Annotated in this window: 19 protein-coding genes and 1 pseudogene; all 20 read left to right on the top strand. The window is 50.7% G+C overall.

Translation table 11 applies throughout. The annotated features are described in order from the left end of the window. The first annotated feature begins 30 nt into the window (after nucleotides 1-30). Nucleotides 31-699, top strand: a complete 669-nt coding sequence (locus tag G614_RS35080) for a gamma-glutamylcyclotransferase family protein (protein ID WP_080664550.1) — start codon at nucleotides 31-33, stop codon at nucleotides 697-699. After that, nucleotides 696-911: a hypothetical protein gene (locus tag G614_RS0118145; RefSeq protein ID WP_027643085.1), complete on the top strand. Its 216-nt coding sequence runs from the start codon at nucleotides 696-698 to the stop codon at nucleotides 909-911. The genes G614_RS35080 and G614_RS0118145 overlap by 4 nt, the downstream gene beginning before the upstream one ends. Nucleotides 912-932: 21 nt before the next feature. Further along, entirely contained in the window at nucleotides 933-1,310 is a 378-nt protein-coding gene (locus G614_RS0118140; RefSeq protein ID WP_027643084.1) for a hypothetical protein, read from the top strand. 175 nt (nucleotides 1,311-1,485) lie between these two features. Further along, complete coding sequence (locus G614_RS0118135; RefSeq protein ID WP_027643083.1) at nucleotides 1,486-3,087, top strand: terminase large subunit; 1,602 nt, start codon at nucleotides 1,486-1,488, stop codon at nucleotides 3,085-3,087. 144 nt (nucleotides 3,088-3,231) lie between these two features. Then, the gene (locus G614_RS33395; RefSeq protein ID WP_278246002.1) at nucleotides 3,232-3,366 is read left to right on the top strand and encodes a hypothetical protein; all 135 of its coding nucleotides are present in this window, start codon (nucleotides 3,232-3,234) and stop codon (nucleotides 3,364-3,366) included. A gap of 73 nt (nucleotides 3,367-3,439) precedes the next feature. After that, nucleotides 3,440-4,795 carry a phage portal protein gene (locus G614_RS0118125; protein WP_027643082.1) on the top strand — a complete coding sequence of 452 codons (1,356 nt, stop codon included), beginning with the start codon at nucleotides 3,440-3,442 and terminating at the stop codon, nucleotides 4,793-4,795. Beyond that, nucleotides 4,686-5,522, top strand: a complete 837-nt coding sequence (locus G614_RS0118120; protein WP_044918193.1) for a head maturation protease, ClpP-related — start codon at nucleotides 4,686-4,688, stop codon at nucleotides 5,520-5,522. Before G614_RS0118125 ends, G614_RS0118120 begins: the two co-directional genes overlap by 110 nt. A gap of 16 nt (nucleotides 5,523-5,538) precedes the next feature. Continuing rightward, nucleotides 5,539-6,759, top strand: a complete 1,221-nt coding sequence (locus G614_RS0118115) for a phage major capsid protein (protein WP_027643080.1) — start codon at nucleotides 5,539-5,541, stop codon at nucleotides 6,757-6,759. A 44-nt stretch (nucleotides 6,760-6,803) separates the two neighbouring features. Continuing rightward, nucleotides 6,804-7,076, top strand: coding sequence for a head-tail connector protein (locus G614_RS0118110; RefSeq protein WP_044918190.1), 273 nt, complete (start codon nucleotides 6,804-6,806; stop codon nucleotides 7,074-7,076). After that, nucleotides 7,076-7,417, top strand: coding sequence for a phage head closure protein (locus G614_RS0118105; RefSeq protein ID WP_027643078.1), 342 nt, complete (start codon nucleotides 7,076-7,078; stop codon nucleotides 7,415-7,417). The genes G614_RS0118110 and G614_RS0118105 overlap by 1 nt, the downstream gene beginning before the upstream one ends. Before the next feature lie 2 nt (nucleotides 7,418-7,419). Then, nucleotides 7,420-7,800 carry an HK97 gp10 family phage protein gene (locus G614_RS0118100; RefSeq protein WP_027643077.1) on the top strand — a complete coding sequence of 127 codons (381 nt, stop codon included), beginning with the start codon at nucleotides 7,420-7,422 and terminating at the stop codon, nucleotides 7,798-7,800. Nucleotides 7,801-7,807: 7 nt separating this feature from the next. Then, on the top strand, nucleotides 7,808-8,125 hold the full coding sequence (locus tag G614_RS0118095; protein ID WP_027643076.1) for a hypothetical protein: 318 nt from the start codon (nucleotides 7,808-7,810) through the stop codon (nucleotides 8,123-8,125). A gap of 3 nt (nucleotides 8,126-8,128) precedes the next feature. Further along, nucleotides 8,129-8,737, top strand: coding sequence for a major tail protein (locus G614_RS0118090; protein WP_027643075.1), 609 nt, complete (start codon nucleotides 8,129-8,131; stop codon nucleotides 8,735-8,737). A 3-nt stretch (nucleotides 8,738-8,740) separates the two neighbouring features. Further along, a complete protein-coding gene (locus G614_RS0118085; RefSeq protein WP_027643074.1) occupies nucleotides 8,741-9,118 on the top strand; it encodes a hypothetical protein in 378 nt (125 codons plus the stop codon). Continuing rightward, nucleotides 9,115-9,279 carry a hypothetical protein gene (locus G614_RS32005; RefSeq protein WP_166430223.1) on the top strand — a complete coding sequence of 55 codons (165 nt, stop codon included), beginning with the start codon at nucleotides 9,115-9,117 and terminating at the stop codon, nucleotides 9,277-9,279. The genes G614_RS0118085 and G614_RS32005 overlap by 4 nt, the downstream gene beginning before the upstream one ends. An 81-nt stretch (nucleotides 9,280-9,360) precedes the next feature. Next, complete coding sequence (locus G614_RS30290) at nucleotides 9,361-10,041, top strand: hypothetical protein (protein WP_027643073.1); 681 nt, start codon at nucleotides 9,361-9,363, stop codon at nucleotides 10,039-10,041. Nucleotides 10,042-10,295: 254 nt separating this feature from the next. Further along, nucleotides 10,296-10,643 (top strand): annotated as a pseudogene (locus G614_RS34570) (recombinase family protein); the annotation flags it as partial. 239 nt (nucleotides 10,644-10,882) lie between these two features. Next, complete coding sequence (locus G614_RS0118065) at nucleotides 10,883-11,491, top strand: type IV toxin-antitoxin system AbiEi family antitoxin domain-containing protein (protein ID WP_027643071.1); 609 nt, start codon at nucleotides 10,883-10,885, stop codon at nucleotides 11,489-11,491. Further along, nucleotides 11,491-12,423, top strand: coding sequence for a nucleotidyl transferase AbiEii/AbiGii toxin family protein (locus tag G614_RS0118060; RefSeq protein ID WP_027643070.1), 933 nt, complete (start codon nucleotides 11,491-11,493; stop codon nucleotides 12,421-12,423). The genes G614_RS0118065 and G614_RS0118060 overlap by 1 nt, the downstream gene beginning before the upstream one ends. Then, nucleotides 12,407-13,312: an ABC-three component system protein gene (locus tag G614_RS27980; protein ID WP_080664549.1), complete on the top strand. Its 906-nt coding sequence runs from the start codon at nucleotides 12,407-12,409 to the stop codon at nucleotides 13,310-13,312. Before G614_RS0118060 ends, G614_RS27980 begins: the two co-directional genes overlap by 17 nt. Nucleotides 13,313-13,505 lie beyond the last annotated feature (193 nt).

Raw genomic sequence — 13,505 nt, 5'->3', positions numbered from 1 at the left:
TAGGCCCTTCGGAAAGGAAGGAATCACAGAATGGAAAAAAGATATTACATCGCATACGGCTCAAACTTAAACATCCCGCAGATGCGGACGCGCTGTCCTGGGGCGAGGATCATCGGCACTTCGGAAATTGAAGGCTATCGGCTTCTGTTCAAAGGGAGCAGGACCGGCTCCTACCTCACCATCGAGCCGCAGGAGGGCGCGAGCGTCCCCGTGGTGGCATGGGAAGTGAGCGCGGAGAACGAGGCGGCGCTTGACCGCTACGAGGGCTTCCCCACGTTTTATTACAAAAAGGAGATGGAGCTTCCTCTCAAGGGCATCCGGACCGGCAAGATCCGCAGGCGCAGGGTTTTCGTCTACATCATGCACGAGGACCGGCCACTGGGAATCCCAACCGGGTTTTACATGGAGACCTGCAGACAGGGCTACCGCAGCTTCGGATTCGATGAGACGTTCCTGGAACAGGCATATGCCGACAGCGCACAAGGGGCGCAGGGTTTTCCGGGCGGATGGAGGATTGGGGATTCCTGCTTTCTGGTGACGAACCGGAAGAACGGCTGCACCGGCGCATACACCGTGCGCGGATTCGACGGGAGATACTTCTACCTGCAGAACAGGAACGGAAGCCGGTGCCGCGCATCCGAGGGGCGGATGTTCCGCAGCAGGGAGGCGGCGCTTGGAAGGGAGGCGGATGCGGAATGAAAAACACAGGGAGGAAAAAGAGGGTGTGCCCGAGGTGCGGGCAGGAATACCATGGGAGGCCGGCAGTTTCGCGGACGGACGGCAAAACGCCGCTCTGCCCGGACTGCGGCACCAGGGAGGTGCTTGAGGGCATCGGCGTGGATGAAAAGGAACAGGACGCCATCCTTGCCGCCATCCACAGGTGCTGCGGCAGAGCCGGGCATGATGATTAAAAGACAAAGGGGTGTACGGTTATGGAAAAAAGGGAAGAAATCATCCAGGAATGGATTGACGCGAGGAAGGAGCAGGGCGAGATTACAAAATGTATGTTTTACATCACCGTCCCGAAAGACACCAGCCTCATCAAGGATGAAACAATCAAGAAGATTGAGGGCATCCTCGACAGGAACAAAGTCGGCCATGGTCATGTTGACACGGTCTGCGGCGCATGGAACCTGAACCGGGACTGGATTGAGACCGGGGAGATGGACTGCATCGTGGAATTCTGCGGGGTGTATCCCATCAATTGGGAAATCAGCGATGTGGCGGAGTTTGAACGGATGGAAACGGAAGGGGAGATCATTGCCCTGGTGGACTGGATCGAGGGTGGGAAGCATATCCCCAACCATTAAAAATACACAATTTTTATTGTAGGATTCAGATATTTTTTCATGAATATTTCAGGGATATAGGGCCGAGGTGGCTCTGTATCCCATATTTGTTAGATTTCAGGCTTGCCATTGGCAGGCCATTTTTCATGCCAGCAGAGCTGGCATTGCCATCTTTGGGGAGGTGACTGGAATGGCAATGCGGAAGCTGAAAAAATACAAGCCGACGAAGTTCAAGGCGAAGGAAAGCCGCTATGACAAGGATGCCGCTGATTTTGCCGTGATGTTCATCGAAAGCCTGTGCCATACCAAAGGCACATGGGCAGGGAAGTCTTTTGAGCTGATCGACTGGCAGGAGCAGATCATCCGTGACATTTTCGGAACGCTCAAGCCGAACGGGTACCGCCAGTTCAACACGGCATATGTTGAGATCCCGAAGAAGCAGGGCAAATCGGAGCTGGCGGCGGCCGTGGCGCTCATCCTGACCTGCGGGGACGGGGAGGAACGCGCCGAGGTGTACGGCTGTGCCGCTGACCGACAGCAGGCCGCGATCGTCTTTGACGTGGCTGCTGACATGGTGCGGATGTGTCCGGCGCTTTCTAAGCGGGTGAAGATACTTGCCTCGCAGAAGCGGATCATATACATGCCGACCAATTCTTTCTACCAGGTGCTTTCGGCGGAGGCATACTCCAAGCACGGCTTCAACATCCACGGTGTGGTGTTTGACGAGCTGCACACGCAGCCGAACCGGAAGCTGTTTGACGTCATGACCAAGGGTTCCGGGGACGCCAGGATGCAGCCGCTGTATTTCCTCATCACCACGGCAGGGACGGACACCCATTCCATCTGCTATGAGACGCACCAAAAGGCAAAGGATATTTTAGAGGGGCGGAAGATTGACCCGACCTTTTATCCTGTGATCTATGGCGCGGATGAGGCGGACGACTGGACGGACCCGAAGGTGTGGAAAAAAGCGAACCCCTCGCTGAACATCACAGTGGGGATAGGTAAAGTGAAAGCCGCCTGCGAATCGGCAAAGCAGAATCCGGGGGAAGAGAACAGTTTCCGGCAGCTCCGTTTAAATCAGTGGGTGAAACAGGCAGTCCGCTGGATGCCTATGGACAGATGGGATGCTTGCGACTTACCGGTTTTGGAGGAGGACCTGGAGGGGCGTGTCTGCTACGGCGGGCTGGACTTATCCTCCACCACGGACATCACGGCATTCGTGCTGGTATTCCCGCCGTTGGACGAGGAGGACAAATACTGCATCCTGCCGTATTTCTGGGTGCCGGAGGAAACACTGGAGCTGCGTGTCCGGCGCGACCATGTCCCTTACGATGTGTGGGAGCGGCAGGGAAAGCTGATGACCACGGAGGGGAACGTGGTGCATTACGGCTTTATTGAGAAATACATTGAGCGGCTCGGGGAGCGGTTCAACATCCGGGAGATTGCTTTTGACCGCTGGGGCGCTGTGCAGATGGTGCAGAACCTTGAGGGCATGGGTTTTACAGTGGTCCCGTTCGGGCAGGGGTTCAAAGATATGTCTCCGCCCACCAAGGAGCTGATGAAGCTGGTCTTAGAGCAGAATATTGCCCACGGCGGGCATCCAGTCCTCCGTTGGATGATGGACAACATCTTCATTCGCACCGACCCCGCGGGCAACATCAAGGCTGACAAGGAAAAATTCACGGAGAAGATTGACGGGGCTGTAGCCGCCGTCATGGGGCTTGACCGGGCAATCCGATGTGGGAATGTATCCACGAAGAGCGTTTATGATACCCGCGGGCTGATCACTTTCTGACCGGAAATCCAGAGCATAAAGTACACAAATCCCGCCCCGGATATTTGTGAAGTTTATGGGCGGGAATCAGCTTGCTATTATTCGCATCCAGAGCGAATATGTGTACTGCCGAAAGGAAAAATCAAAAAAATGGAGGTAATGCACATGCAGGTACAGGAATTTATGGAGAAACACGGGATCAGCGAGTCAAGGGTGAGGATTTATGATGCGGAGCTGGGGAAAAGGGCATACCAGGCTGGCAGCAACATGGTTTTGGAAGTCGCATCGGTAAATGGTTGAAACGGGAAGTCACAGGGGCGCTGCTTCGGCGGCGCCTTTCTGCTGCCTGTTTTTGGAAGGGAGAGTGGTAGATATGGGATTTTTAAGCGGTCTGTTCCGGGCGAGGGATGCGCCAGGGAACCGCACGTCAGGGAGCGCCTACAGCTTTTTCCTTGGCAGCAGCACGTCAGGGAAGAGGGTAAACGAACGTACTTCCATGCAGATGACGGCAGTTTACTCCTGCGTCCGGATTCTGTCTGAGGCGGTGGCGGGGCTTCCGCTGCATTTCTATAAATATACGGAAGACGGCGGGAAGGAAAAGGCGGTAGAACACCCGCTGTATTTTCTGCTCCATGACGAGCCGAACCCGGAGATGACTTCCTTCGTGTTCCGGGAAACGCTGATGACGCACCTGCTCCTGTGGGGGAACGCCTATGCGCAGATCATCCGTAACGGGAAGGGCGAGGTTATCGGGCTGTACCCACTGATGCCTGACCGCATGGCGGTGGAGCGTGACGGCAAAGGGCAGCTCTATTATGAATACACAGTAGGCATGGAAGATGTGCCAACGGTGAAGGGCAGCACGGTCATCCTGCCGCCCACGGAGGTGCTGCACATTCCAGGGCTTGGCTTTGACGGCCTGGTGGGCTATTCCCCCATTGCCATGGCAAAAAATGCCATCGGCATGGCGATTGCATGCGAGGAGTACGGGGCGAAGTTCTTTGCCAACGGCGCACAGCCGAGCGGTGTGCTGGAGCATCCAGGCACCATCAAAGACCCGGCGCGGGTAAGGGAGAGCTGGCAGTCCACCTTTGGGGGCAGCCACAACGCAAACAAGGTAGCGGTGCTGGAGGAGGGCATGAAATACACGCCCATCTCCATTTCGCCGGAACAGGCACAGTTTTTGGAAACGCGGAAGTTCCAGATCAATGAGATTGCCCGCATTTTCCGTGTGCCCCCGCACATGGTCGGGGATCTGGAAAAGAGCAGCTTCTCCAATATCGAGCAGCAGAGCCTTGAGTTCGTGAAATATACGCTTGACCCGTGGGTGTCACGGTGGGAGCAGTCCATGGCGAGGTCCCTGCTGACTGCGGAGGAGAAAAAGAAGTATTTTGTGAAGTTTAATGTGGACGGTCTGCTCCGGGGCGATTACCAGAGCCGTATGAACGGGTATGCCGTGGGGCGGCAGAACGGGTGGATGTCGGCAAATGACATAAGGGAGCTGGAGAACCTTGACCGCATCCCGGAGGAAGTTGGCGGCGACCTGTACCTTATCAATGGGAACATGATGCCGCTTTCCATGTCCGGGGCGGCTTACAAAAAAGGGAAGGAGGAATCTGATGAAGACGAAGAAGTTCTGGAACTGGAAGAAAGTGGAAAACCAGGAAACGGGGGCGGGGGAGCGCATCCTGGAACTGAGCGGCACCATCGCAGAGGAGAGCTGGTTTGACGATGAGGTCACGCCGCAGCTTTTCAAGGATGAGCTGAATAGCGGCATGGGCGACATTACCGTGTGGATCAACTCACCGGGCGGGGACTGCGTGGCGGCCGCACAGATTTATAATATGCTCTCCAATTATAAGGGAAAGGTAACTGTAAAGATTGACGGCATCGCCGCATCGGCTGCATCCGTCATTGCCATGGCAGGCGACACCGTCCTGGTGTCCCCCGTTTCGATGCTGATGATCCACAATCCCGCCACGGTTGCATGGGGAGACCATGCGGAGATACAGAAGGCCATGGATATGCTTTCCGAAGTGAAGGAGTCCATCATCAACGCCTATGTGTTAAAGACGGAGCTGTCCCGGCTGAAGCTGTCGCACCTGATGGATGCGGAAACGTGGATGGATGCAAACAAGGCGGTGGAGCTTGGCTTTGCGGATGACATCATGGTGCGGGCAAAGGCGGAGCCGGGGGAAGGAACTGAGGAGGATGGTGGTTTTGAAAAAGGAGATGGGAAAAAGCCGTCTGTCCAAAGCTCTATGCTATTCTCCCGCAGGGCGGCGGACAACGCCCTGCTGAACAAGGTGATTGCAAAGTACGGGGAGAAAAAGCCGAAGGCAGGCATCGGGGAGCAGGCAAAGATCCCCGCGCCGGAAGAAAGAACGGCACCGGAAACAGAAACCGGCCGTTCCGTGGACGTACTCATGGAGCGGCTTCAATTATTAAGACATTAAGAAGGAGGGTTCTATTATGACGATTCTTGAACTGCGCGAGAAACGCGCGAAGGCATGGGAGGCGGCAAAGGCATTTTTGGATTCCCATAGGAAAGAGAACGGCATCCTTTCCGCTGAGGATGACACCGCATACACGAAGATGGAGCAGGAGATCACCGACCTGGGGAAAGAGATTGCAAGGCTGGAACGGCAGGAGGTCCTGGATGCGGAATTGAACCGCCCGGTCAACAAGCCCCTCACGGGGAAGCCGGGCTGCGGGGCGGATACGGACGGATCGGAGGATAAGACGGGGCGTGCGTCCGACGATTACCGGAAGAATTTCTGGAACGCCATGCGCTCCAAGGTGCCGATGCCCGCAGTCACCAACGCCCTGCAGGTCGGCACGGACTCCGAGGGCGGCTACCTGGTGCCGGATGAGTACGAGAGGACGCTTGTGGAGGCATTGGAAGAGGAGAACATCTTCCGCCAGATGGCGAAGATCATCAAGACATCCAGCGGCGACCGGAAGATTCCTGTTGTTGCGTCCAAAGGCACGGCATCCTGGATCGATGAGGAAGGCGCGTTCCCGGAGAGCGACGACTCCTTCGGGCAGGTTTCTATCGGGGCATACAAGCTGGGTACGATGATCAAGGTTTCCGAGGAGTTGCTGAACGACAGCGTGTTTGACCTGCAGTCCTATATCTCCCGCGAGTTTGCCCGCCGCATCGGGGCGAAGGAAGAGGAGGCGTTTTTCACGGGGAACGGCACCGGGAAGCCCCTCGGCATCCTTGTGGCAACCGGTGGTGCGGAAACGGGCGTGACCGCTGCATCCGCAACGGCTGTGACGGCGGATGAGCTGATTGATTTATTCTATTCGCTGAAGTCCTCGTACCGCAAGAAATCCGTGTGGGTGCTGAATGATTCCACCATCAAGTCCATCCGCAAGCTGAAAGACACCAACGGGCAGTATTTATGGCAGCCGTCCCTTGTGGCAGGCACGCCGGACACTATCCTTGGCCGCCCGGTGAAGACCTCCGCGTATATGCCGGCCATGGCTGCAGGAGCAAAGACCATCGCTTTCGGCGACTTCTCCTATTACTGGATCGCCGACAGGCAGGGGCGCAGCTTCAAGAGGCTGAATGAGTTGTATGCGGCAACCGGGCAGGTGGGATTCCTTGGCTCACAGCGTGTGGACGGGAAATTGATCCTTGCGGAAGCGGTGAAGGTGCTGGCGCAGAAGGCGGCATCCGGTTCATAAAAAGCGGATGTGTATATGAAATTTTCAGGAGAGGCGGTGTAGGCATGGTGACGCTGGAAGAGATGAAGAACTACCTCCGTGTGGACTATGATGAGGATGATGCCCTGATCAAGAACATCATCGGGGCATCGGAACGTCTCTGCATGGATGTGGCGAGGATGGATGGCATGGAAGAATTTTCTGCGGTGGAAAATGCGAAAATTTCTGTGCTGTATGCGGCAGCCTACCTCTACGAACACCGGGAGGAGGCAGACCACCGCGCCCTCACGCTCACTCTGCGGGCCCTGCTCTTTGGCAGCCGGAAGGAGGCATTCTGATGGATGTGGCGGCAATGAACGTGCGGATCATGTTCCAGAAAAACGAGGCGGTTTCCGACAGCATCGGGAACCATAAGAATATGTGGGCAGATTACTATTCCTGCCACGCCACGGTCAGCGATTCCGTGGGGAAGTCCTCTGCGGAATCAGAGGAAGCAGGGCAGACCGTGCCGCACCCGGACATCAGTTTCACGGTGCGTTTCTGCCGGAAGGCAAAGACCGTGGACACCACGGGGTTCCGTATCTTATGGGACGGCGGCATTTATGACATTTTGAAGGTAGACCATCTGAACAACAAAAAACGTGCATTGAAATTCAAATGTGAGAAAGCGGGGCGGTGACAATGTTGGACAGGGTAAGGGTTGACCAGCTTGCAGCCGCAGTGATGGAGGGGCTTACGGAGTATGCAGACCTTGCGGCGGATGAGCTGAAAAAGGCGGTGAAGAAAGCGGGGGATTCCTTGAAAAAGGATATCCAGGCGAACGCGCCAAAGGACACAGGTGCTTATGCAAAAAGCTGGGGTGTGAAGAATGTGAAGGAAACCTCCAACTCCATCGAGGTGGTGGTGCATTCCAGGAACCGTTACCAGCTCTCGCACCTTCTGGAATTTGGCCATGCGAAGCGTGGAGGAGGGCGGGTTCCCGGAAAAGCACACATTGCACCTGCGGAGGAAAAGGCAGAGCGGATGCTGGAGCAGGAGATTGAAAAGGCATTAAGGGGGTGAGGTTATTTTGGAAAGACTTGTGAAAATGATCACGGAAATGGGAATTCCCTTTGCCTATGACCATTTCGCGGAAGGGGAATCGCCGGAGCCGCCGTTTTTGTGCTACCTCCTGCCGAGGAGTGGCAATTTCGCGGCAGACGGGAAGGTGTACCACAAGGGGACGAATGTCCATGTGGAAATCTACACCGATAAGAAAGACCCGGAGCTGGAACAGCGAGTGGAGGATGTGCTGGATGTGCATGAGATTTTCTATAACAAGTCGGAGACATGGATTGGCAGCGAGAGGCTTTATGAGGTGCTGTATATTTTTGGATGGGAGGCATGACGGATGCAGAATAAGAAGAACAAAGTGAAGTACAATCTTAAGAACACGCATTATGCGATGCTCAATGTTTCGGAAGAGGGAGAGGTGTCCTATGGGACGCCTGTGGCAATGCCCGGCTCGGTTTCTATTTCTTTGGATGCCAATGGGGAGCCGGAGAATTTCTATGCGGACGGGACGGCCTATTATGTCATCAATAACAATATGGGCTATGACGGCGACCTGGAGCTGGCTATGATCCCGGAGTCTTTCCGCAGGGATGCGTTAAGGGAGGAACTGGACAGTAACGGGGTGCTGGTTGAGAACGCTTCGGCGGAGCTTGCGGCGTTTGCGCTGCTGTTTGAGTTTGACGGTGACCAGAGGCATATCCGGCATGTGCTTTATAACTGTTCGGCGTCCCGTCCCGGCATTGAAGGCAAGACGAATGAGGAGAGCCGCCAGGTGCAGACGGAGACGCTGACCATCAAGGCGACGCCCCTGGCGGACGGCATGGTGAAGGCGAAGACCGGGGACTCTACGGATGAGACGGTGTATAAGGACTGGTACAAGGCGGTGTATATGCCTGCGGCAGCGGATGATGGCGGCGGGGAAGATGATGAATATGGGGAGGATTAGCGTATGAGCATGACGAGGAAGATTACGATTGACGGGAAAGAGGTGCCGTTTCGGGCATCGGCGGCGGTGCCGCGGATTTACCGCATCAAGTTCCACAGGGACATCTATAAGGACCTGAGCGCGCTGGAGAAGAGCATCGGGGACAGCGATTCGGAGAACTCGAACCTGGATTTATTCTCGCTGGAGATGTTCGAGAATATCGCCTTTATCATGGCGAAGCACGCTGACCCGGCAATCCCGGACACGCCGGAGGAATGGCTGGACGGGTTCGGCACGTTCTCCATTTATCAGGTCCTGCCACAGCTGATTGAGCTATGGGGGCTGAATGTGAAGAGCGATGTGGAGGCTAAAAAAAACTTCGCGCAATTGACTGCCCGATGACCACGCCGCTGTTCCTGCTGCGGTGTGTGCAGCTTGGCATTTCCATCCGGGATTTGGATTTGCTGACCATCGGCATGGTCAATGACATGTATGCGGAGAACAGCAATGACGGGGCGGATTATGCCGTCATTGCGGGGCAGGATGAGTTCGACAATTTTTGACGGAGCAGAGATTTTCCCCTTTTGGTTGCCAGGCTGATAAAGTATAATGGGCATATAAGATTGATACGGAGGTGTAGCGTCATGGAAGGATTGTTTTCTGACATAGCAAAATATTCAGATAAAATGTTGATGGACGATATTGCGGGTGTTGTTTCGCTCAGCAGAAAGTTTGCAGGTGACTACAACCTGTCTGTACTGGAGGCAATGTCCATGGAGGATTATGCCATCGGGCACGGCGACCATTTGAATTTCTGTTACCGCATCGAAAGGGAACTGATGCGGATGGGGGATATCAGGGGGCTGGCTGGCTCGCAAAAATTTGGGGTGTGGTATAGCAAAAAGGCTGGGGAATACCAGAATACAGGAAAATATGGTGGTTCGCCGGAAGAAGCGTGGGCGGCTGTGAAAGCGGAGATCATCAGCCTAGTCAGGGCCGGAGCAAAAGAGGATTATGAAGCCGTTAGGGAGAGCATGCTTTCGCCGCTGTTCCGGTACAAGATCCTTGCGGTATATTACCCGGATCAGTACATTACAATTTTTTCTGATGAGCATCTGAGTTATTTTTGCGAAAAACTGGAGATACAGCTGTCACCAAAAGGCTCCGCCAGCTTTCGGGGACAAAGGACCGGCTGGGACAGCAGATTGACCGGCTGGACTTTGACGACCCGCATTATGACCGCAAGTATCAGGATTTGCAGGAGCGGCAAAACACGATCTACGATGAAATTGTTATCGCTGAGGCTGACATTGCCGATGTGCTGACCAGGCTCAATAATATCCGCCAGCAAAAGATTTCTGAAGACAATGTATATCAGTTCCTACTGTACTTCGATAAGCTGTACGATGAATTCATAGACGCTGAGAAAAAAGAGTTTATCAGGAGTTTTATTGAGAAAGTGGAGATTTACCCTGAAAAGCTGCCAAACGGACGCTTTTTGAAACGGATCGAATTCCGGTTCCCGGTGTTCTTTGATGGGCAGGCGGTTGATGGGTTGAGTTGGGACTTAGAAAGCACAGTTGAGACGGTAGTACTGCTTTCCCACAAAAAGCCAGACGGACATATCAACGTAAAAGTTGAGTTTGGCGAGGGTGAGGGAAAAGTTCCGCTTGATAATATTGCTAAAAGAGCGGAAAGCTACAAGCCCAAAGAGCGAGTGACCTACAAAATGATAAAGGAGTACATAGAAGCCAAATACGGCTTCAAAGTACATACTGCATATATCGCAGAGGTAAAAAGAGATTTAGGATTGCCGATGTATGATGCTCCTAATGCCGTAGGGGAATTGAAACAGCCGAGGAAGCATCCGACGGTAGAGAAAGTGGAAGCCATAAAGGATGCGTTGAAGCATTTTGAGGTAATTTAATAATGATGAGCGTATCATAAAAACAGTGGTACGCTTATTTTTTTACATATTTGTCTTTTCGCTGACCAATATTTTATCTGGTTAAAAAAGCGGAGGGCAGATTTTATACTAAACTGCCTGATTGATACAATTAAAAGTGTTCACTTTGCTATCATTGACTTAAAGAGAAAAATCGAATATAATATAGTAAAGTGCCCAATCATTAGTTTGATTAAGGGCGATTAAATAGAGGTGAAGATATGCTTCAGAATAAAGATATTGAGACACTGAGAATGTTGTTTAGCAGTCATAATTATGTTATGACTACTGCTGAACTTACAGCTTCAAAGTTATACTATGCAGATATAAAACAACTTTTAGACGAAGGATTGATTGAAAGAGTCAGGCGAGGTTACTATCACTGGACTCAAGATTATGGAGAAAGCGAAGTTGTCATTATCAATCGATTGTTTCCCGATGCAGTGCTCTGTATGGAGACTGCCCTATTCTATTATAGATACAGTGACAGAAATCCTGCTGAATGGAACTTTGCAATAGATAAAAATGTCTCTAAGCGGCGAACAAAAATCGATTATCCGTTTATAAAGGCATATCGTGTAGAGTCAGAGTTGGTTACGCTGGGCGAAACCGAGGGTGAAATTGATTTCCACAAAGTCCGCATTTATGACCGTGACCGTACTATTTGCGATGTGCTGCGAAATATGAACAAGATGGATAAGGAGATTTTTAATAAAGCAGTACAGGGCTATGTAAAAGACCCGAAAAAGAATATACCGAATCTTATAGAATATGCGAAAGTTTTGCGTGTGCAAACGCGTGTAAAAGAATTGATTGGAGTGTGGTTGTAATGGCAGATATAGCAGCTTCCGTTCTGGCAAAGCTGAGAAATAAAGCAAAAGCTTCTGGTATCAGCTATCAGCAATGCTTACAACTTTTTGTGCAGGAAGAATTTTTGAGAAAGCTATCAAAATCTGGGTGTGAGGATACGCTAATACTCAAAGGTGGATTGTTCATTTATACTCTAACCAATTTTGAAAGTCGAGCTACCATTGATGTCGATTTCCTGCTCCGTGGATACTCTAATTCAATAGATGCTGTTAAAGATTTGATTTGTAAAATCATCGACACACCGACTGGTAACGATTATATAGAAATGCGAGCAAAAGGCTTTGAAGAGATTTCTCCGCAAAGAAAATATCACGGTATCAGTACACAGATTATTGCTCAAATAAAAAATGTGCGTGTGCCGTTCAATGTTGATATAGGCGTGGGCGATATTATAGTCCCCCGTGCCGAAGAACGCACAATCAATACTCAGCTTCCAGACTTTGAAGCACCTGTAATCAAAACTTATTCCCTTGAAAGCACCATTGCCGAGAAGTTTGATGCCATACTGCAACGCTTTGAGCTGACAGGCAGAATGAAAGATTTTTATGACATTTATTATCTCTCAAGGACATTCGATTTTGAGGGTGCAAAATTGCAGGCAGCTATATTTGAAACCTTACAGCGGCGTGGTACTCCCTATGACAGAGATAGTTTTAAGCGTGTTGTTGCACTTGCCGATGATGAAGATATGCAGAAGCGTTGGAAATTCTTTTTGAAAACCATAAAAGATAACACGCTTGAGTTTTCATTCGTCATTGCGGAAATCCAGACTTTTCTTGAGCCTGTGTTTGATGCGATTGTGAATGAGAAAGAATGGCAAAATATCTGGAAAAGCAATGCGAGAATATGGTCAAATCTGAAGGGAGGTATTGACCGTGACAAGAGCAGCTAATGATGCAACATTGCAAAAAGCTGGTGATATATACCATCAAAGTGATTCTCCGTTTCATAGTTGGAATAATATAAAAAAGACTGAGAAATTAAAACGCTTAAAAGATATAGGAGCTATCTCTAAGAAAAATGAAGAAACATTCAGGAATCAATATAATAGAATTTTCGGTGACTCTTATGACGAAAGTCTCCTTTTGGAAATATTAGATAAATTTACAATTGAAGCTGCCAAAACTTCAATAGACGGTATATCTAATGAATTTTCTAAATATGTAGGTCATATTCCTTCCGAAAATAGAGACGGATATATAGGTGCTTTGCTTGGCGAAATATTAATAAAAGTTAAGGAACCCCCGCATAAATGGGAGGTGACCAAGTCAGCATTTGATGAAATTCTACAGATACAATCAACAGCATATGGAACAAAAGGAACTGCACCACTTCCAAATGAGTACGCAAAAGCAGTTGTTCCTAAAGACAAAATTACTACACTCGAACAGAAAAAATTTGTTGCGTCTATTCGTGAGATTAAGTATGACAAAATGATTCCAAATGCAATGTCAGATTATTGGAAAGCGGATTTAACCGTTGCCAAATATTTTAGGGACAACCTTATGTATTTAGAAAGTCTTGAATCATATATGGAAGATTTGTCTGCAAAGATGCAATATAGTAAAGCGAATAGCGATTTGAATGCTGAAGGAGCAACCGAGGAAGAACAAATAAGAATTTCAAAGCAGCTTTACAATGGTGTAATGAGTTGGGATGCGAATGATTTTGGCTCTATTATTCGTAATCAGGGATACTTCCAGCGAGGAGTTATACATAACATAGTGGACGAAACAGATTTCAAATGGAAAGTAGGTGAAGAAAAGAATGAGCATAAATAACATCAAAAAGCTTTCAATGAATCTCATTTTTATTCTTTACTAATGCAGAGTTTTCTTTCTGGTTACGAAAAACCTTGTGAGATAAAATTACCGTTTATGGCAATTCCAATTTTACTGTCTGCTGGTAAGTAAGTAATAATCCGTATCTTGACAAAATAAGAAATCCCCCAGCACTTACCGGGGGAAGATCTGT

The organism is [Clostridium] clostridioforme AGR2157 (assembly GCF_000424325.1).
GTDB lineage: Bacteria > Bacillota > Clostridia > Lachnospirales > Lachnospiraceae > Enterocloster > Enterocloster clostridioformis_A.
This window is presented reverse-complemented; position numbering and strand designations above follow the sequence as displayed.

Coding starts and splice junctions, on each gene's coding strand:
- G614_RS33395 (WP_278246002.1), top strand. CDS start 3,232: ATGCAGGTACAGGAATTTATGGAGAAACACGGGATCAGCGAGTCAAGG.
- G614_RS0118140 (WP_027643084.1), top strand. CDS start 933: ATGGAAAAAAGGGAAGAAATCATCCAGGAATGGATTGACGCGAGGAAG.
- G614_RS0118085 (WP_027643074.1), top strand. CDS start 8,741: ATGAGCATGACGAGGAAGATTACGATTGACGGGAAAGAGGTGCCGTTT.
- G614_RS32005 (WP_166430223.1), top strand. CDS start 9,115: ATGACCACGCCGCTGTTCCTGCTGCGGTGTGTGCAGCTTGGCATTTCC.
- G614_RS0118110 (WP_044918190.1), top strand. CDS start 6,804: ATGGTGACGCTGGAAGAGATGAAGAACTACCTCCGTGTGGACTATGAT.
- G614_RS0118090 (WP_027643075.1), top strand. CDS start 8,129: ATGCAGAATAAGAAGAACAAAGTGAAGTACAATCTTAAGAACACGCAT.
- G614_RS0118135 (WP_027643083.1), top strand. CDS start 1,486: ATGCGGAAGCTGAAAAAATACAAGCCGACGAAGTTCAAGGCGAAGGAA.
- G614_RS0118100 (WP_027643077.1), top strand. CDS start 7,420: ATGTTGGACAGGGTAAGGGTTGACCAGCTTGCAGCCGCAGTGATGGAG.
- G614_RS0118060 (WP_027643070.1), top strand. CDS start 11,491: ATGGCAGATATAGCAGCTTCCGTTCTGGCAAAGCTGAGAAATAAAGCA.
- G614_RS0118145 (WP_027643085.1), top strand. CDS start 696: ATGAAAAACACAGGGAGGAAAAAGAGGGTGTGCCCGAGGTGCGGGCAG.
- G614_RS0118065 (WP_027643071.1), top strand. CDS start 10,883: ATGCTTCAGAATAAAGATATTGAGACACTGAGAATGTTGTTTAGCAGT.
- G614_RS0118115 (WP_027643080.1), top strand. CDS start 5,539: ATGACGATTCTTGAACTGCGCGAGAAACGCGCGAAGGCATGGGAGGCG.
- G614_RS35080 (WP_080664550.1), top strand. CDS start 31: ATGGAAAAAAGATATTACATCGCATACGGCTCAAACTTAAACATCCCG.
- G614_RS0118105 (WP_027643078.1), top strand. CDS start 7,076: ATGGATGTGGCGGCAATGAACGTGCGGATCATGTTCCAGAAAAACGAG.
- G614_RS30290 (WP_027643073.1), top strand. CDS start 9,361: ATGGAAGGATTGTTTTCTGACATAGCAAAATATTCAGATAAAATGTTG.
- G614_RS0118125 (WP_027643082.1), top strand. CDS start 3,440: ATGGGATTTTTAAGCGGTCTGTTCCGGGCGAGGGATGCGCCAGGGAAC.
- G614_RS0118120 (WP_044918193.1), top strand. CDS start 4,686: ATGAAGACGAAGAAGTTCTGGAACTGGAAGAAAGTGGAAAACCAGGAA.